Annotated in this window: 2 protein-coding genes; one reads left to right on the forward strand and one right to left on the reverse strand. The window is 61.8% G+C overall.

Going from position 1 to position 20,454, the window contains the following annotated elements:
- Positions 1-90: 90 nt before the first annotated feature.
- On the reverse strand, positions 91-18,729 hold the full coding sequence (locus AB4N44_RS18075; protein WP_460108180.1) for a LapA family giant adhesin: 18,639 nt from the start codon (positions 18,727-18,729) through the stop codon (positions 91-93).
- A 358-nt stretch (positions 18,730-19,087) separates the two neighbouring features.
- On the opposite strand from AB4N44_RS18075, the gene AB4N44_RS18080 reads away from it, so the two are divergent.
- Complete coding sequence (locus AB4N44_RS18080; protein ID WP_460108177.1) at positions 19,088-20,437, forward strand: TolC family outer membrane protein; 1,350 nt, start codon at positions 19,088-19,090, stop codon at positions 20,435-20,437.
- The last annotated feature ends 17 nt before the right edge of the window (positions 20,438-20,454 follow it).

Below are 20,454 nucleotides of genomic sequence, written 5' to 3' on the forward strand. Positions count from 1 at the left end.
GAGTATGCGGTGCGGCGACGTAATCGTCACCGTCGCGGTAAGCGCAAACGTGACGGCCGCCCCAGAAGGGCGGCCGTTTTTGTTCACGTATCAGCTGTTGTTGTGGTCGACTTTGATCGTCGGGTCGCTGCCGGCAATCAGGTTGTGAATGTTGGCGCTCGACCAGTTATTGCCTTCCAGTTTGATCGTCACGTCCGGGGTTGCCGCCGCAGCGTCGCCGGAGTTGAACTTGCCCGCCGAGCTGACTTGCAGCGACGACGTGCCATCGACCGTGGTGATCTTCAGGAAGTTATCGATGGTGCTGCCGGTCTCGCCCTGCAACAGATCGCGCAGATCGATACGGTCACCTTCACTGGCCTTGAAGTCCTTGATCACGTCGTTACCGGTATCGCCCGCCTTCCAGACGAAGGTGTCGGCACCCGAACCACCGATCAGGATGTCGTTGCCCTGACCGCCGATCAGCGTGTCGTTGCCAGTGCCGCCGAGGAGGATGTCATTGCCTTTGCCGCCATCGAGCCAGTCGTTGCCGCCCGAACCGAAGAGGATGTCATTGCCCGCGCCACCCAACAGCGTGTCGTTACCGTCATGCGCGCCGGACACATCGAACGCCTGATAGTGCTCGGTGATGTACTGGTGCACGTTGCTGGTGGTGACTTTGCTGACGTCAACCCCGGTTTCCTTGGCCACGAACGCCTGCATCGCCTGATAACCCTCACCGGCAATGCCGTTGAAGCTGACCAGATCGCCGAACAGGATGTCGTTGCCGTCGCCACCGCTGACGGTGTCGTTGCCCGGCATCGTCGCTTCGGTGTGGCCGATGATCGAGTTGGCCAGGTCCTTCGGATCGATGTTGGTCTGCGGCGTTTTGTCCGAGTCGTAAGGCTTCAGATCGTTGAGGCTGACATCGTTGTTCAGACCGATAGCCTCGACGTTCGACAGACCGCTGAGCAAGGCAAAGCCACTGGTCGAGTTACTGGTCGTTGACGAGTTGGTGCTGTTACCGGTCCCCGCCAGACTCGACAACTCATAGGTGCCGTCGCCCTGCGCGTGGATGGTGCCCAGATTAGAGCTGCTCCAGCCCCACCACGAATTGTAGGTTTGCAGGGTCACGGTGCCGGCGCTGTTGATCGTCAACGCGTGGGTATTGTCGATGTAGGTGCTGAAGGTGTCGCCCGGCTTGTAATTGCTGGTTTTCACCACATCGTCGAGCTTCACGTTGCCGTACAGCGTCGGGTTGGTCTGCTCGCCGCTCTGGTAGTAGGTCGGCTGGCCATCGGTGATGAAGTACGTGAGGTTCTTCGCCCCGGTGTTGGCCACCGCGTCAGCGCTCTGGAACCAGTTGGCCGTGGTCTTGAACACATCCTCGTAGTTGGTGCCGCCACCGGACGCCATCGAATCCAGTACCGCTTTGAGCTGGGTCAGCGCGTTCGGGTCGTTGAGGTTCACCGACACCGACTTGTTGACCTGGGTATCGAAGTCGACGAGGAAAATGTTCACCGTGCCCGAGTTGCTGCCGCCCAGGCTCTGCTTGAGGCTGTTGAACACCGAGGTCAGTGAGTCTTTGGCCGCGTTGAGCGACGAACTGCTCATGCTGCCGGAGCTGTCGACCATGAACGCGATGTTGTAGTTGGTGCCCGGCACCACGGTCAGGCCACCGATGTCGGCGACGATGATGTCGTTGCCATCGGTGCCGGTGACAGTGTCGTCGCCCGAGGTTGCCACGACCGCGTTGTAGACCGCCGGCACCACGGTGACCGGAATGGTCGCGGTGCTGCTGGCCGAGCCGCCGACCATCTCGGTGGAGGTCGAGGTCACGGTCAGGTTGAACTGGCCGTTGTAGTACGGCGGTGGCGTTACGGTCAGGCTGCCGAGGTTCCAGCCGGTGACGTTGGCGTCGCCGCTGCTGGCGGTGACGGTGAAGGTATGACCCGCGCCATCGCTGAGCACCGAGCCGACCGGTGCGCCGCTGATCTTCACGCTCAGGGTTTCCGAGCCGTCGGTGTCGGTCAGGGCGGTGGTGATCGCCGAGAGTTTCACCGTGGTGCCTTCGGCGCCGGTGTTGAGTTTGTAGCCGTCGTAATAGCCTTCGCCGTTGCTGCCGTGCAGATCGGAGACGGTCACGCCCGAATTGATCAGATCCTGCACGCCGGTGTAGATCGGCACGCCGGCGCTGCTCAGGTCGATTGGCGTGCTGCCGTTGACCGACAGGTTGACGTCGTAGCTGCCCGGGCCGCTCTGGTTGTGGTGGTAGATGTCCAGGGTGTAGTAGCCGCTGGTGGTCGGGGTGAACGAGCCATTGATGGCGCCGCCCGCGCCCCAGGTCCCCGAAGCCACACTCTTGCCGCCGATCGTGATCAGCAAACTGTCATCGGCAATACCGCTGAAGGTGTAGGTCTTGCCGGCTTCCAGATAAATCAGGCCTGACGTCTTCGATGCCGTGCCCGCCGCAACGCTACCGTCGGACTGCACATTGGTGACCGAGCCACTGGAGTTCGGTTTCCCGGCGCCGTCGATGACGTTTTTCAACGTGGTCGAATCCGCGCCATTGCCGTTGGTGCCCAGACCCGAGAGACCAGTCCAGACTTCCTTGATCAGGCCGGTGGACTTCACGCTGTTGTCGGCCACGCTCACGGTCGGCGCATCCGCCACTGGCGTGATGTCGATTTTCACGGTGCCGGTGTTGCCCAGCAACTGGCCGTCGGTTGGCTGGAACTTGATCTGCGCGTAGTCCGCTTGGTTGTTGCCCAGACCGCTGCCACCGTAACCATTGACGCCAGACTCGTTGGCATCCGGCAGGAAGCGCAGCTTGCCCGCGTCGATGTCAGCCTTGCTGAAGGTCTGGTTGTTGGCGACATCTTTCCAGGTCGAACCGTCCAGATACTGCAGTTTGCCTTCGCCCGGCAGTTGGGTGATTTTGATGCCGAGACTGCTGGCCGGGCTGTCGACGTCAGTTACACCGAAAGTCGACCAGCCGAGCACCAGCGGGGTGTCTTCGGTGCCGGTGACATTGCTCGGTGCAGCGACCGGTGCGTCGTTGACCGCCACCACGTTGACCGTGGTGGTCGCGGTGTTGGAGTAGTTGCCGCCATCGGTCACGGTCACGGTGATGATCCGTGGCACGGTGCTCGGGTTTTCACTGCCGTTGGTGAAGCTGATGTTCTTGATGGCCTGCATGTAGTCGGCCAGTGTCGCGTTGCCCGACAGCGTCAGGGTCACGGTGCCGTTGGTGCTGTTGGCATTGATGGTGATGCCGTTGACGCTGTTGCCGAGGTTCAGCGCATCGCCGTCCTGACGGTTGGTCAGGACCACGGTGGCACCGGTCAGCAGGGTGCTGTCCGGGTCGGTGATGCTGATGTCGGTGTCGGCAATCGACACGCCGGCGCCCGGGGTGTTTTCGGTGAAGGTCACCTTGTAGTCGGCACCGGTGGCGCCGCTGGAGTTGTTGGCATCCAGATCGAGCACCGGCGGCGCATCGTTGTCGATGATCGAGGTGCTGACGCTGCCGTTGGTGCTGCTGACCGCGAGGTTTTCGAAGTTGCCGCCGGTGGCGGAATCGATCTTGACCACGAAGTTCTCGGTGCCTTCGGTGATCTTGTCATCGATGGTGGCGACGTTGAACTGCGCGCTGCTCGCACCTGCCGGAATCTTCACGGTGTACACGCCGGTGAAATCAGAACCGTCGGCGGCGGTACCGCTGTAGACGATTTTCAGGGTCACTTCGGTTTGCGCCGGGTGGTTCAGGCTGACGGTGTAGCTGGCCGTCTGGCCTTCGGTCACCGAGCTGCTGCCAGTGATGCTGACGGTGGTGGTATCGACCGTGTCGGTGACGTTGGTCACGGCTGGCGTGTTGTTGGTCACCAGATTTTCGAAGCCGCCGCCGCTGGTGCCAGTGATGGTTGCCTGCACGGTGCCGGCGTCTTTGTAGACGTCGTCAGCCGGAGCCGGGACGGTCACGGTGCCGGTGGTTTTGCCAGCGTCGATGGTGATTACCGAGCCGTTGCTCAGGGTTACGGTGACTGGCGAGCCAGCGGCGTTGGTCAGGGTCGCGGTGTAAGTGATCTGGCCACCTTCGGCCACGGTGCCGGTCGCGGACAGCGACAGGTTGGTGGTGTCGACGGTGTCGGTGACGGTAGTCGAAACCGGGGTCTTGTCGGCCACCAGATTCTCGAAGTTGCCGCCCGTGACGTTGGTAATCGAATTGGTCAGCGGCGCGTGACCGGTCAATGCATCGTTCGGCGCAGTGGTGGTCGCGGTGCCCGTGGTCTGGCCGATGCCGATGGTGATGGTCTGACCGTTGGCCAGGGTCACGACGACTGGCGATCCGGTTACCGGTGCGCCAACCGTGGCGGTGTAGACGACGTTGCCGCCTTCAGCCGCTGTACCGGTGGCGGTCAGTTTCACGGTGGTGGTGTCGATGGTGTCGGTGACGCTGGTCACGGCTGGCGTGGTGCTGGTCACCAGGTTCTCGAAGCTGCCCCCAGTGGCGGTTTTGATCGTTGCCTGAACGTTGCCGGCGTCTTTGTAGACGTCATCGGCTGGCGCTGGAACGGTTACGGTGCCAGTGGTTTTACCGGCGTCTATGGTGATCACCGAGCCGTTGCTCAGGGTTACGGTGACTGGCGAGCCAGCGGCGTTGGTCAGGGTCGCGGTGTAAGTGATCTGGCCACCTTCGGCCACTGTGCCGGTCGCGGACAGCGACAGGTTGGTGGTGTCGACGGTGTCGGTGACGGTAGTCGAAACCGGGGTCTTGTCGGCCACCAGATTCTCGTAGTTGCCACCGGTCACGTTGGTGATCGAGTTGGTCAGTGGTGCATGACCAGTCAATGCATCGTTTGGCGCTGCGGTGGTTGCGGTGCCAGTGGTCTGGCCAACACCGATGGTGATGGTCTGACCGTTGGCCAGCGTCACGACAACTGGCGAACCGGTGACCGGCGCACCAACGGTAGCGGTGTAGACGACGTTGCCACCTTCGGCTGCGGTAGCGGTTGCCGTCAGTTTCACGGTGGTGGTGTCGATGGTGTCGGTGACGCTGGTGATGGCCGGCGTCGTACTCGGTACCAGGTTTTCGAAGTTGCCACCGGTGGCGGTGCTGATCGTCGCCTGCACGGTGCCGGCGTCTTTGTAAACGTCATCGGCTGGCGCTGGAACGGTTACGGTGCCAGTGGTTTTACCGGCGTCGATGGTGATCACCGAGCCGTTGCTCAGAGTTACGGTCACTGGCGAGCCAGCGGCGTTGGTCAAGGTTGCGGTGTAGACGATCGAACCGCCCTCGGCTACGGAGCCGGTCGCACTGAGCGACAGGTTGGTGGTGTCGACAGTGTCGGTCACGTTAGTGCTGACTGGGGTTTTGTCGGCCACGAGGTTCTCGTAGTTGCCGCCCGTCACGTTGGTGATCGAGTTGGTCAGCGGCGCATGACCGGTCAACGCATCGTTCGGTGCGGTGGTGGTCGCGGTGCCGGTGGTCTGGCCGACGCCAATAGTGATGGTCTGACCGTTGGCCAGGGTCACGACAACCGGCGAACCGGTGACTGGCGCGCCGACAGTCGCGGTGTAGACAACGTTGCCGCCCTCGGCTGCAGTTGTGGTTGCAGTGAGTTTTACGGTGGTGGTGTCGATCGTGTCGGTGACGCTGGTCACGGCCGGAGTCGTGCTCGGCACGAGGTTTTCGAAGTTGCCACCGGTGGCGGTGCTGATGGTCGCCTGCACGGTACCCGCGTCTTTGTAGACGTCATCGGCTGGCGCTGGAACGGTTACGGTGCCAGTGGTTTTACCGGCGTCGATGGTGATCACCGAGCCGTTGCTCAGAGTTACGGTCACTGGCGAGCCAGCGGCGTTGGTCAAGGTTGCGGTGTAGACGATCGAACCGCCCTCGGCTACGGAGCCGGTCGCACTGAGCGACAGGTTGGTGGTGTCGACAGTGTCGGTCACGTTAGTGCTGACTGGGGTTTTGTCGGCCACGAGGTTCTCGTAGTTGCCGCCCGTCACGTTGGTGATCGAGTTGGTCAGCGGCGCATGACCGGTCAACGCATCGTTCGGTGCGGTGGTGGTCGCGGTGCCGGTGGTCTGGCCGACGCCAATAGTGATGGTCTGACCGTTGGCCAGGGTCACGACAACCGGCGAACCGGTGACTGGCGCGCCGACAGTCGCGGTGTAGACAACGTTGCCGCCCTCGGCTGCAGTTGTGGTTGCAGTGAGTTTTACGGTGGTGGTGTCGATCGTGTCGGTGACGCTGGTCACGGCCGGAGTCGTGCTCGGCACGAGGTTTTCGAAGTTGCCACCGGTGGCGGTGCTGATGGTCGCCTGCACGGTACCCGCGTCTTTGTAGACGTCATCGGCTGGCGCTGGAACGGTTACGGTGCCAGTGGTTTTACCAGCGTCGATGGTGATCACGGCGCCGTTTGACAAGGTGACGGTCACTGGCGAGCCAGCGGCGTTGGTCAACGTCGCGGTGTAAACGATCGAGCCGCCTTCAGCCACAGAACCGGTCGCACTGAGCGACAGGTTGGTGGTGTCGACAGTGTCGGTCACGGTAGTGCTGACCGGCGTTTTGTCAGCCACGAGGTTTTCGAAGTTACCTCCGGTCACGTTGGTGATCGCGTTTGTCAGCGGTGCATGACCGGTCAATACGTCGTTAGGCGCGGTAGTGGTCGCGGTGCCGGTGGTCTGGCCAACACCAATGGTGATGGTCTGACCGTTCGACAGGGTGACCACGACTGGCGAGCCAGTCACTGGCGCGCCGACAGTTGCGGTGTAGACGACGTTACCGCCTTCAGCGGCAGTGGCGGTCGCGGTCAGTTTCACCGTGGTGGTGTCGATGGTGTCGGTGACGCTGGTAATAGCCGGAGCCGTGCTCGGCACCAGATTTTCGAAGTTGCCACCGGTGGCGGTGTTGATCGTCGCCTGCACGGTGCCGGCGTCTTTGTAGACGTCGTCTGCAGGTGCTGGAACGGTCACGGTGCCGGTGATTTTGCCGGCGTCGATGGTGATTACCGCGCCGTTTGACAAGGTTACGGTCACTGGCGAACCAGCGGCGTTGGTCAGCGTGGCGGTGTAAACAATCGAACCGCCTTCAGCCACAGAACCGGTCGCACTGAGCGACAGGTTGGTGGTGTCGACAGTGTCGGTCACGTTGGTGCTGACCGGGGTCTTGTCGGCCACGAGATTTTCGTAGTTGCCGCCGGTCACGTTGGTGATCGCGTTGGTCAGTGGTGCATGACCAGTCAATGCATCATTTGGCGCTGCGGTGGTTGCGGTGCCCGTGGTCTGGCCTACACCGATGGTGATGGTTTGACCATTGGCCAAAGTCACGACAACTGGCGAGCCGGTAACCGGCGCGCCTACGGTAGCGGTGTAGACAACGTTGCCACCCTCAGCCGCCGACTCGGTGGCCGTCAGTTTCACGGTGGTGGTGTCGATGGTGTCGGTAACGCTGGTGACGGCGGGAACAGTGCTCGGCACCAGGTTTTCGAAGTTGCCACCGGAGGCGGTGCTGATGGTCGCTTGCACGGTGCTGGCGTCTTTGTAGACGTCGTCAGCCGGGGCGGGAACGCTTACGGTGCCGCTGGTTTTACCGGCGTCGATGGTGATCACCGCGCCGTTCGACAGGGTGACGGTCACTGGCGAGCCAGCGGCGTTGGTCAGGGTCGCGGTGTAGACGATCGAGCCACCTTCAGCGACCGAATTGGTAGCGCTGAGTGACAGATTGGTCGTGTCGACGGCGTCGGTGACATTGGTCGATACCGGGGTCTTGTCAGCCACCAGGTTCTCGAAGTTGCCACCTGTTACGTCAGTGATCGCGTTGGTCAGCGGAACGTGGCCAGTCAATGCGTCGTTTGGTGCCGTGGTGGTCGCGGTACCGGTGGTCTGGCCGACGCCGATGGTGATCGTCTGACCGTTGGCCAAGGTTACGACAACCGGCGAGCCGGTGACTGGCGCGCCGACAGTCGCGGTGTAGGTGACGTTGCCACCCTCAGCTGTCGACTCGGTGGCGGTGAGTTTTACGGTGGTGGTGTCGATGGTGTCGGTGACATTGGTTACGGCCGGCACGGTGCTTGGCACCAGGTTCTCGAAGTTGCCACCGGTCGCGGTCGAAATGGTTGCTTCGACTTTGCCTGCATCTTTGTAAACGTCATCCGCCGGCGCAGCGACGGTGACGGTGCCAGTGGTTTTACCCGCCTCAATGGTGATCACGGCGCCGTTCGACAGGGTCACGGTGACTGGCGAGCCAGCCGCGTTGGTCAGCGTTGCGGTGTAGATGATCGAACCACCTTCAGCAACCGAACCCGTCGCGCTCAGCGACAGGTTAGTGGTGTCGACGGTATCGGTGACCGTGGTTGAAACCGGGGTCTTGTCGGCCACCAGATTTTCGTAGTTGCCGCCGGTTACACCGGTGATCGAGTTGGTCAGTGGCGCCTGACCGGTCAGCGCATCGTTCGGTGCGGTGGTGGTCACGGTGCCGGTGGTTTTGCCAACTTCGATGGTGATGTTCTGGCCGTTGGCCAAGGTCACGACAACCGGCGAACCGGTTACTGGCGCGCCGACAGTGGCGGTGTAAGTGACGGTGCCGCCTTCAGCGACCGACGTATCAGCCGTGAGTTTGACGGTCGAGGTGTCGATGGTATCGGTGACCTCGGTCACGGCCGGAACAGCGCTCGGCACCAGGTTTTCGAAGTTGCCACCGGTAGCGGTGGAGATCGTCGCTTCAACCTTGCCGGCGTCTTTGTAGACGTCATCGGCCGGGGCTGGAACGGTCACGGTGCCAGTGGTTTTGCCGGCGTCGATGGTGATCACCGCGCCGTTGGACAGGGTCACGGTGACTGGCGAGCCGGCAGCGTTGGTCAATGTCGCGGTGTAGACGATCGAACCACCTTCAGCGACCGATCCCGTCGCACTGAGCGACAGATTGGTGGTGTCGACAGTGTCAGTGACGTTGGTCGAAACCGGGGTCTTGTCGGCCACCAGATTCTCGTAATTACCGCCGGTAACACCGGTAATCGCGTTGGTCAGCGGTGCGTGGCCGGTCAGCGCATCGTTCGGCGCGGTGAAGGTCACGGTGCCAGTGGTTTTACCGACTTCGATGGTGATGTTCTGACCATTGGCCAGCGTCACCACGACAGGCGAGCCGGTCACTGGAGCGCCGACAGTGGCGGTGTAAGTGACGGTGCCGCCTTCAGCCACGGAGGTATCGGCCGTCAGTTTGACGGTCGAGGTGTCGATGGTGTCGGTGATTTCGGTCACGGCCGGAACGGTGCTCGGCACCAGGTTTTCGAAGTTGCCACCGGTAGCGGTGGAGATCGTCGCTTCAACCTTGCCCGCGTCTTTGTAGACGTCATCAGCTGGCGCTGGAACGGACACGGTGCCAGTGGTTTTGCCGGCTTCGATGGTAATCACCGCACCGTTCGACAGGGTCACGGTGACTGGCGAGCCAGCTGCGTTGGTCAATGTCGCGGTGTAGATGATCGAGCCACCCTCAGCCACAGTACCGGTCGCGCTGAGCGACAGGTTGGTGGTGTCGACGGTGTCAGTCACGGTGGTGCTGACCGGTGTCTTGTCGGCCACGAGATTTTCGTAGTTGCCGCCAGTGACACCCGTGATCGCGTTGGTGATCGGCGCGTGCCCGGTCAGCGCATCGTTCGGTGCAGTGAAGGTCACGGTGCCAGTGGTTTTACCGACTTCAATGGTGATGTTCTGGCCGTTGGCCAAGGTCACGGTGACCGGCGAACCGGTGACTGGAGCGCCGACAGTGGCGGTGTAGGTGACGGTGCCACCTTCAGCGGCAGTCTCGGTCGCCGTCAGTTTCACGGTCGAGGTGTCGATGGTGTCAGTCACTTCGGTGACCGCTGGAACAGTGCTCGGCACCAGGTTCTCGAAGTTGCCACCGGTGGCGGTGGAGATCGTCGCTTCAACCTTGCCGGCGTCTTTGTAGACGTCATCTGCCGGAGCTGGAACGGTTACGGTGCCAGTGGTTTTACCGGCTTCGATGGTGATTACCGCACCATTCGACAGGGTCACGGTGACTGGCGAGCCAGCCGCGTTGGTCAGGGTCGCGGTGTAGATGATCGAACCACCTTCCGCAACGGTGCCGGTCGCAGTCAGCGACAGGTCAGTGGTGTCAACAGTGTCGGTGACATTGGTTGAAACCGGCGTCTTGTCCGCCACCAGATTTTCGAAGTTGCCGCCGCTTACCTCGGTGATCGCATTGGTGATCGGCGCGTGGCCGGTCAATGCATCGTTCGGCGCGGTGGTGGTCGCGGTGCCGGTGGTCTGGCCAACACCAATGGTGATGGTCTGACCGTTAGCCAGGGTTACGACCACAGGCGAACCGGTCACTGGCGCGCCGACGGTTGCGGTGTAAGTGACGCTGCCGCCTTCAGCCGCCGACTCGGTCGCGGTGAGTTTGACGGTGGTGGTGTCGAGGGTGTCGGTGACGTTGGTCACGGCCGGCACGGTGCTCGGCACCAGATTCTCGAAGTTGCCGCCGGTTGCATCCTTGATGGTCACTTCGACTTTGCCGGCGTCTTTGTAGACGTCATCGGCAGGCGCTGGAACCGTCACGGTGCCGGTAGTTTTGCCGGCCTCGATGGTGATCACCGAACCGTTGCTCAGGGTCACGGTTACCGGCGTGCCAGCCGGGTTGGTCAGCGTCGCGGTGTAAACAATCGAACCGCCTTCAGCCACCGAATCGGTCGCGGTCAGGTTCAGGTTGGTGGTGTCGTTGGTGTCCGACACTGCGGTGTCGGCGGACTTGCCGTCGACCGCGAGTTTTTCGTAGTTGCCACCGGTAGCGCCGTCGATAGTCACGCTCAGCGAGCTGCCGCCGGCCAACGGGCTATTCGGCGCGACGAAGTTCACCGTGCCGCTGGTTTCACCGACGGCGATGGTGATGGTCTGGCCGTTCGACAGGTTCACGACAACCGGCGAGCCGGTCACAGGCGCGGTCACGGTCGCGGTGTAGACCACGGTTTCGCCTTCGGCGACGTTCGCCGTGGCAGTCAGCGACACGGTGGAGGTGTCGATGGTGTCGTTGACGGTGGTGACGGCTGGAGCCGTGTTGGTGACCAGGTTTTCGAAGTCGCCACCGGTTGCGCCTTTGATGGTCGCTTCAACGGTGCCGGCGTCTTTGTAGACGTCATCTTTCGGTGCGTCGACAGTCACGGTGCCGGTGGTTTTGCCGGCGTCGATGGTGATCACCGAGCCGTTGCTCAGGGTCACGGTGACTGGCGAGCCAGCCGCGTTGGTCAGGGTTGCGGTGTAGGTGATCTGGCCGCCTTCGTTCACCGAACCGGTGGCGCTCAGCGACAGGTTGGTGGTGTCGACGGTATCAGTCACGTTGGTGCTGACCGGAGTTTTGTCGGCTACGAGGTTTTCGTAGTTGCCGCCGGTTACGCCAGTGATCGAGTTGGTCAGCGGCGCATGGCCGGTCAACGCATCGTTTGGTGCGGTGGTGGTCACGGTGCCGGTGGTTTTACCCACTTCGATGGTGATGTTCTGACCGTTGGCCAGGGTCACGACAACTGGCGAACCGGTCACAGGTGCACCGACAGTGGCGGTGTAGGTGACGGTGCCACCTTCAGCCGCTGACTCGGTGGCGGTCAGTTTGACCGTCGAAGTGTCGATGGTATCAGTAACGTCGGTAACGGCTGGCGTGGTGCTCGGAACGAGGTTCTCGAAATCGCCGCCGGTGGCGTCCTTGATGGTCACTTCGACTTTGCCGGCGTCTTTGTAGACGTCATCGGCAGGCGCCGCAACGGTCACGGTGCCAGTGGTTTTGCCCGCTTCGATGGTGATCACCGAACCGTTCGACAGGGTCACAGTGACCGGGGTACCGGCCGGGTTGGTCAGGGTCGCGGTGTAAACAATCGAACCGCCTTCAGCCACGGTGCCAGTCGCGGTCAGCGTCAGATCGGTGGTGTCGACGGTGTCGGTTACGGTGGTGCTGACCGGAGTTTTATCGGCCACGAGGTTTTCGTAATTACCGCCGGAAACGCCAGTGATCGCATTGGTCAGCGGGGTGTGGCCGTTCAACGCGTCGTTCGGCGCGGTGGTGGTCACGGTGCCGGTGGTTTTGCCGATTTCGATGGTGATGTTCTGACCGTTCGCCAAGGTCACGACGACCGGCGAACCGGTGACTGGCGCGCCGACGGTGGCGGTGTAAGTGACGGTGCCACCTTCACCCGCAGACTCGGTGGCGGTCAGTTTGACGGTGCTGGTGTCGATGGTGTCGGTGACTTCGGTGACGGCCGGAACAGTGCTCGGCACCAGATTCTCGAAATTGCCGCCGGTAGCATCCTTGATGGTTACTTCGACCTTGCCGGCGTCTTTGTAGACGTCATCGGCTGGCGCAGCAACGGTCACGGTGCCGGTGGTTTTGCCCGCGTCGATGGTGATCACCGAGCCGTTGCTCAGGGTCACGGTCACCGGCGTACCGGCCGGGTTGGTCAGGGTCGCCGTGTAGATGATCGAACCGCCCTCGGCGACCGAATTGGTGGCACTGAGCGACAGGTCAGTGGTGTCGACGGTGTCGGTGACGGTGGTGGAAACCGGGGTCTTGTCGGCCACCAGGTTTTCGTAGTTGCCGCCGCTGACACCAGTGATCGAATTACCCAGCGACGCCTGACCGGTCAGCGCATCGTTCGGCGCGGTGAACGTCACGGTGCCAGTGGTTTTGCCGACTTCGATGGTGATGCTCTGGCCGTTGGCCAAGGTCACGACGACTGGCGAACCGGTGACCGGCGCGCCAACCGTGGCGGTGTAAGTGACGGTGCCACCTTCAGCCACAGTGGTGTCGGCCGTCAGTTTGACGGTCGAGGCGTCGATGGTATCGGTGACTTCGGTCACGGCTGGCGTGGTGCTCGGAACGAGGTTCTCGAAGTTGCCGCCCGTTGCATCCTTGATGGTGACTTCGACTTTGCCGGCGTCCTTGTAGACGTCATCGGCAGGCGCTGCGACGGTCACGGTACCGGTAGTTTTACCAGCGTCGATGGTGATCACCGAGCCGTTGCTCAATGTCACGGTCACCGGCGTGCCAGCCGGGTTGGTCAGCGTTGCGGTGTAAACAATCGAACCACCTTCCGCCACCGTGCCGGTCGCGCTCAGCGACAGGTTGGTGGTGTCGACGGTGTCAGTCACCGAGGTCACGGCCGGAGTTTTGTCGGCCACAAGGTTTTCGTAATTGCCGCCGCTGGTGCCGTCGATTTTCACACTCAGCGTGTTGCCGCCGGCCAGTGCATCGTTCGGTGCGGTGAAGTTGACGCTACCGCTGCTGGCGCCGACCGGAATGGTGATGGTCTGGCCGTTGGACAGGGTCACGACAACCGGCGCGCCCGTCACTGGCGCGGTGACGGAAGCGGTGTACACCACCACGCCGCCTTCAGTGGTGCTGGCGGTGGCGGTCAGCGACACGGTGCTGTTGTCGATGGTGTCGGTCACGTCGGTGACCGCCGGGGTCTTGTCGACCACCAGGTTCTCGAAGTTGCCGCCGGTGGTCTTGGTGATGCTCGCATCGACCTTGCCAGCGTCCTTGTACACGTCATCGGCCGGTGCTGCGACGGTCGCGGTGCCGGTGGTCGCGCCTTTGGCGATGTTGATCACCGCACCGTTGCTCAGGGTCACGGTCATCGCCGTGCCTGCCGGGTTGGTCAGGCTCGCGGTGTAGACGATCGAGCCGCCCTCGGCAACCGAAGCGGTGGCGCTCAGGCTGATATTGGTGGTGTCGACGGTGTCGGTGACGGTGGTAACCACCGCCGAACGGTCGGCATCGACCTGCTCGAAGTTGCCGCCGCTGTGGCTGGCAATCGCGGTCTGTACCTTGCCGCCGTCGATGTACGGGGTATTGGCAGGCGCAGCGAAGTTCACCGAACCGCTGGTGGCGCCGGCAGCGATGTTGATCACCGCACCGTTGGCCAGGGTCACGGTCATGGCGGTGCCGGCCGGATTGCTCAGGGTCGCGGTGTAGGTGATCTGGCCACCTTCACTGACGGTGTCGCTGGCGCTGAGGGTCAGCGTGGTTTTGTCGACGGTGTCATTGACGGTGGTGCTGACCGGGGTCTTGCTGACGTCGAGTTTCTCGAAGTTGCCGCCAGTGGCATCGGTCATGGTCACGGTGAGCTTGCTGACGTCTTTGTAGACGTCGTCGCTCGGCGCGGCGATGGTCACCGAACCGCTGGTTTTGCCAGCCTCGATGGTGATGGTCTGGCCATTGCTCAGGTTGACGGTGACCGGCGTTTGCGCGGCGTTGGTCAGGGTCGCGGTGTAGGTGATCGACGTGCCTTCAAGCACATAGCTTTCGGCGCTGAGGGTCAGGTGCGTGGTGTTGATCGTGTCGGCAACGTTGGTCACCGCTGGCGTCGGATTGGCCACCAGGTTTTCGAAATTGCCGCCCGAGGTTTCCTTGATGGTCACTTCGAGTTTGCCGGCGTCTTTGTAGACGTCATCGGCTGGCGCCGGAACGGTCACGGTGCCGGTGGTCTTGCCGGCGTCGATGGTGATGGTCGAACCGTTGCTCAGGGTCACGGTTACCGGCGTGCCGGCCGGATTGGTCAGCGTCGCGGTGTAGACGATCGAACCGCCTTCGTTGACGTTGCCGGTGGCGGTCAGCGAAACGGTGGTGGTGTCGACGGTGTCGGTCACGGTGGTGCTGACCGGGGTTTTGTCGGCGACCAGGTTTTCGTAGTTGCCGCCGGAAACGTTAGTGATCGAGTTGGTCAGCGGAGCGTGGCCGGCCAGCACATCGTTCGGTGCCGTGGTGGTGACGGTGCCGGTGGTTTTACCCACTTCGATGGTGATGTTCTGGCCGTTGGCCAACGTCACGACGACAGGCGAACCGGTGACTGGCGCGCCGACTGTCGCGGTGTAGGTGACGGTGCCACCCTCAGCGGCGGTTTCGGTCGCGGTCAGTTTTACCGTCGAGGTGTCGATGGTGTCAGTGACGTCGGTGACGGCGGGAACGGTGCTTGGAACGAGGTTCTCGAAGTTGCCGCCCGTGGCGTCCTTGATAGTGACTTCGACTTTGCCGGCGTCCTTGTAGACGTCATCGGCAGGTGCAGCGACGGTCACGGTGCCAGTGGTCTTGCCCGCTTCGATGGTGATTACCGAACCGTTCGACAGGGTCACGGTTACCGGGGTGCCAGCCGGGTTGGTCAGGGTTGCGGTGTAAACGATCGAGCCGCCTTCAGCCACGGTGCCAGTGGCGCTGAGCGTCAGGCTGGTGGTGTCGGTAGTGTCAGTCACGGTGGTGCTGACCGGGGTTTTGTCGGCGACGAGATTCTCGTAATTGCCGCCGGTCACATTGGTGATCGAGTTGGTCAGCGGCGCGTGGCCGTTCAGCGCGTCGTTTGGCGCGGTGGTGGTCACGGTGCCGGTGGTTTTGCCGACTTCGATGGTGATGTTCTGGCCGTTGGCCAAGGTCACGACCACTGGCGAACCGGTGACCGGCGCACCCACGGTAGCGGTGTAGGTGACGGTACCACCTTCAGCGGCAGTCTCGGTGGCGGTCAGTTTGACCGTCGAGGTGTCGATGGTGTCAGTGACGTCGGTGACGGCGGGAACGGTGCTTGGAACGAGGTTCTCGAAGTTGCCGCCCGTGGCGTCCTTGATGGTGACTTCGACTTTGGCGGCGTCTTTATAGACGTCATCGGCGGGTGCAGCGACGGTCACGGTGCCGGTGGTTTTACCGGCTTCAATGGTGATCACCGAACCGTTCGACAGGGTCACGGTAACAGGCGAGCCTGCGGCGTTGGTCAGGGTCGCGGTGTAAGTGATCTGACCGCCTTCAGCCACGGTGCCTGTTGCGCTGAGCGTCAGGCTGGTGGTGTCGGTGGTGTCAGTCACGGTGGTGCTGACCGGGGTTTTGTCGGCGACGAGGTCTTCGTAATTGCCGCCGCTCACGCCCGTGATCGCGTTGGTGATCGGCGCTTGGCCGGTCAACGCGTCATTCGGTGCAGTGGTGGTCACGGTGCCGGTGGTTTTGCCGACTTCGATGGTGATGTTCTGACCATTGGCCAGGGTCACGACAACAGGCGAACCGGTCACCGGCGCGCCAACAGTGGCGGTATACGTGACAGTGCCACCTTCAGCCGCCGACTCGGTGGCGGTCAGCTTGACCGTGGTGGTGTCGACAGTATCGGTCACGTCGGTGACGGCTGGAACGGTGCTCGGAACGAGGTTCTCGAAATTGCCGCCGGTAGCGTCCTGGATGGTCACTTCGACCTTACCGGCGTCTTTGTAGACGTCATCGGCAGGCGCCGCAACGGTCACGGTGCCAGTGGTTTTGCCGGCTTCGATGGTGATCACCGAACCGTTCGACAGGGTTACGGTAACAGGCGAACCTGCGGCGTTGGTCAGGGTCGCGGTGTAAGTGATCTGGCCGCCTTCAGCCACAGAACCGGTTGCGCTCAGCGACAGGTTGGTGGTGTCGGCGACATCGGTAACGCTGGTCGAAACCGGGGTCTTGTCGGCCACCAGATCTTCGTAATTGCCACCCGAAACGCCAGTGATTGAATTGGTCAGCGGCGCATTGCCGGTCAACGCATCGTTAGGGGCGGTAGTGGTCACGGTGCCGGTGGTTTTACCGACTTCAATGGTGATGCTCTGACCGTTGGCCAGGGTTACCACGACAGGCGAGCCTGTCACCGGCGCACCGACGGTGGCGGTGTAAGTGACGGTGCCACCTTCAGCAACCGAGGTATCAGCCGTCAGTTTCACGGTCGAGGTGTCGATGGTGTCGGTCACTTCGGTCACGGCCGGGACAGTGCTCGGCAGCAGATTCTCGAAGTTGTCGCCCGTCGCATCCTTGATCGTGACTTCGACTTTGCCGGAGTCTTTATAGACATCATCCGCAGGCGCCGGAACGGTCACGGTGCCAGTGGTTTTGCCCGCCTCGATGGTGATCACCGAGCCGTTGCTCAGGGTCACGGTGACTGGTGTGCCGGCAGGATTGGTCAGGGTCGCGGTGTAAACGATCGAGCCGCCTTCAGCAACGCTGCCGGTCGCTGACAACGACAGATTGGTGGTGTCGATCGAATCGGTAATTGTGGTGGTCGCTGGCGTGGTGTTTGGCACCAGGTTTTCGAAGTTGCCACCGGTTGCGCCGGTAATCGTGGTGCTGACCGTGCTGCCATTGTTGTAAACGTCGTTGGCCGCGGTTGGCACGTTGACGGAGCCGGTGGTCTTGCCGGCTTCAATGGTGATGGTCGAGCCGTTCGACAGGGTGATCGTCACCGGGGTTTGCGCGGCGTTGGTCAGCGTCGCGGTGTAAGTGATCTGGCCACCTTCGACGACTGTACCGGTCGCGGTGAGGCTGACGCTGGTGGTGTCGATCGAATCGGTAACGGTGGTGGTCGCGGGTGTGGTGTTTGGCACCAGGCTTTCAAAGTTGCCGCCGGAAGCGCCGGTAATGGTGGTGCTGACGGTGCCGCCATTGTTGTAGACGTCATTGGCCGCCGTCGGCACGTTGACGGTGCCGGTGGTTTGGCCGGCTTCAATGGTAATGGTCGAGCCGTTCGACAGAGTGACGGTCACCGGGGTTTGCGCCGGGTTGGTCAGGGTCGCGGTGTAGGTGATCTGGCCACCTTCAACCACTGTGCCGGTGGCAGTCAGGGTCAGGTTAGTGGTGTCGATCGAATCGGTGATGGTGGTCACCGCTGGCGTGGGGTTTGGCACCAGATTTTCGAAGTTGCCACCGCTGGCACCAGTGATGGTGGTGGTGACGGTACTGCCGTTGTTATAGACGTCGTTGGCCGGGGTCGGCACGTTGACAGTGCCGGTGGTCTGGCCGGCGCCGATGGTGATGGTCGAGCCGTTCGACAGGGTGACGGTCACCGGGGTTTGTGCCGGATTGGTCAGGGTCGCGGTGTAGGTGATCTGCCCGCCTTCGGTGACACTCGGCCCGGCCGTCAGGGTGACGGTGGTGGTGTCGATGGTGTCAGTGACCTGGGTCGTGGCCGGGTTGGTCGGCGTCGTCACAGTGATGCCGTTGCCGCCGGTGGTGCCGGTGACGGTCACGTCGATCTGCGTCGGGTCGTTATAGACGGTGTCGTTCGGCGCCAGCGGCACGTTGACCGTGCCGGTGGTTGCACCTGCCGGAATCACAATCACCGCGCCGTTGGACAGGGTGATGGTCAGGTCGGTCAGCGGCGCCTGGGTCAGGGTCGCGGTGTACACCAGCACGCCGCCGGCTTCGGTGATGCTCGGCGTGGCGCTAAGGCTCAGGGTCGACTCACGCAGAGCATTGGTGGTGGTGTCGGTGGTCTGGCCGCCGGTGATGTTCTGCGCAGCTTGACCGGCAGCGTTGATCCCTGCGGTCGGGAAACCAATGGTTGGGTCAACACGGCCAGCGGTGGCGTCGAGCATGACGAAGCTGTGGCCGCCACCAGCAGCACCGCCCGTACCTGCGGCGCTCGGGCCGGCAGCGGTGGCGTCAAGCGCGGTGGTCGGGTCGACACCGGCGGCAATGGCTTGCTGCAGTTCGGCTACTGACGGCGCAGCCTGCGCGGTGGCTTCTGCCAGGTCAGTGCTGGAGTCGGGGGCGGTGGCGCTCCACTGAGTTTCACGGCCCAGATCGAGGGTGCGACCATCTGCCAATTCAAGCGACACGGCGCCGGAGAGGCCGGTGTCGATCTGGTCGCCGACAAACAGGCGATCGCCTTCAACGAGTACGCGGCGCACGCCCTCTGGGGACACCACGAATACCTGACCGACAATGCTTTTGACGATGGCAACAACACTGCTCATTGAAGACTCTCCGGGGTGTCACGTTCAGTTGACTTCCATGGACCTGAGGGCATGGGCGCCGATTCAGTCTGGACGTACTTTAAAAATTTGCGAAACAAGTTTGACGCATGTTTTCGTCAATATTTTGGCTAGATTCTTTCGCTATTAACTTTATGCCAAACTATTGACCTTCTGGGTGCCATCCTAAACAATCGTCCCACTAATGTCACATTGATATTTCCGCGGCGACCTGTCCTTCAGCGTGTGATCCAGTTCTTGTTTTGAACTTTCCGACATACGGTCAATCTGGTTGCCATCATCCGACGCAGCGCCACGTTTTGCTGTGATTCAAGACAAGAAGTTCTGGGAAATTCCTACCATGCGTTCGCCCCTGTTTCTGGCTGTACCCTTCGCTCTCGCCGCCTCTTTTGTACAAGCACAATCCTTACCAGAAGCCATGCAGCAGGCATTGGATGTCCATCCGGAAATCCAGGCAGGGGTAAATAGTCGTTTGGCCGCGGATTATCAATTAAGAGCGGCGAAAGGTGGATACCTGCCCAAGGTCGATCTGCTCGGCGGTTATGGCCGTGAAGGCACCGACAGCGTCACCACCCGCGCCAATTCCGGTAACCACTACGAAACCCTGAATCGTAGCGAGTCAAGTTTACGTCTCTCGCAAATGGTCTTTGACGGTTTTGCGACGTCCAGCGAAGTCGGGCGTCAACAAGCCACCGTCAACTCCCGCGCTTACTCGCTGCTCGGTACTTCCGAGCGCACCGCGCTGACCGTCTCCCAGGTTTACCTGGACGTGCTGACCCGCCGCGAATTCGTGCGTCTGGCCGAAGAAAACCTCAAGAGCCACCAGCGCATCTACGACCAGATCCAGCTGCGCACCCAGCGTGGCGTCGGCAGCGGTGCCGACCTCGATCAGGCCGAAGCGCGGATGGCCCAGGCCCGCAACAACCTGATCACCGAGCAGACCAATCTGGCCGACTCGGAAACCAACTTCCTCAGCGCCGTCGGCCAGATGCCCGATCAACTCGAGCGTCCGGCGCCGTTCATGGCGATGATGCCGGCCAACCTCAATGAAGCGCGCCAGCAGATGCTGGAAAACAGCCCGATCCTGCGTTCGGCCGAATCCGACATCGCCGCTGCCGAGAAGCAGTACGAAACCGCCAAGTCGACCTTCTACCCACGTTTCGACGCCGAACTGGGCCGCACTGCCGACAACGATCTCGACGGCCAGAACGGTCACAACAACGAGTGGCAGGCGATGCTGCGCATGCGCTTCAACCTCTATTCCGGTGGCAGCAACAAGGCCGATCTGGAATCCAAGTCGTACCTGTCGAACCAGGCGCTGGACATCCGCAACAACGCTTTGCGTCAGTTGAACGAAGAACTCGGTCTGGCCTGGAACGCCTTGAACAACGCCAACGCGCAGGTGCCGATCGCGCAGCAATACGTCGACCACAGCACCTCGGTGCGCACCGCTTACCAACGTCAGTTCAGCCTTGGCGAACGTACCTTGCTGGATTTGCTCGACAGCGAAAACGAGTTGTTCACCGCTTCGCGGCGTCTGGCTGAAATCAAAAACATTCAGTTATTTACTCAGTACCGAATCAAGGCGACCATGGGCGAGTTGCTCAGAAGCCAGGGAGTGGTCGCACCGTTGGCATCCGTTGTGCAAAACGACGTCAAGCCCAAGGTCCAGCTGCCTGGGATGAATTGAGTTATCCCTTTTCAACT

Source organism: Pseudomonas sp. S3_C06, from assembly GCF_054667675.1.

Excerpts from the sequence above, each read along its gene's own strand:
- AB4N44_RS18075 (WP_460108180.1), bottom strand. The coding sequence starts at position 18,729 with ATGAGCAGTGTTGTTGCCATCGTCAAAAGCATTGTCGGTCAGGTATTC.
- AB4N44_RS18080 (WP_460108177.1), top strand. The coding sequence starts at position 19,088 with ATGCGTTCGCCCCTGTTTCTGGCTGTACCCTTCGCTCTCGCCGCCTCT.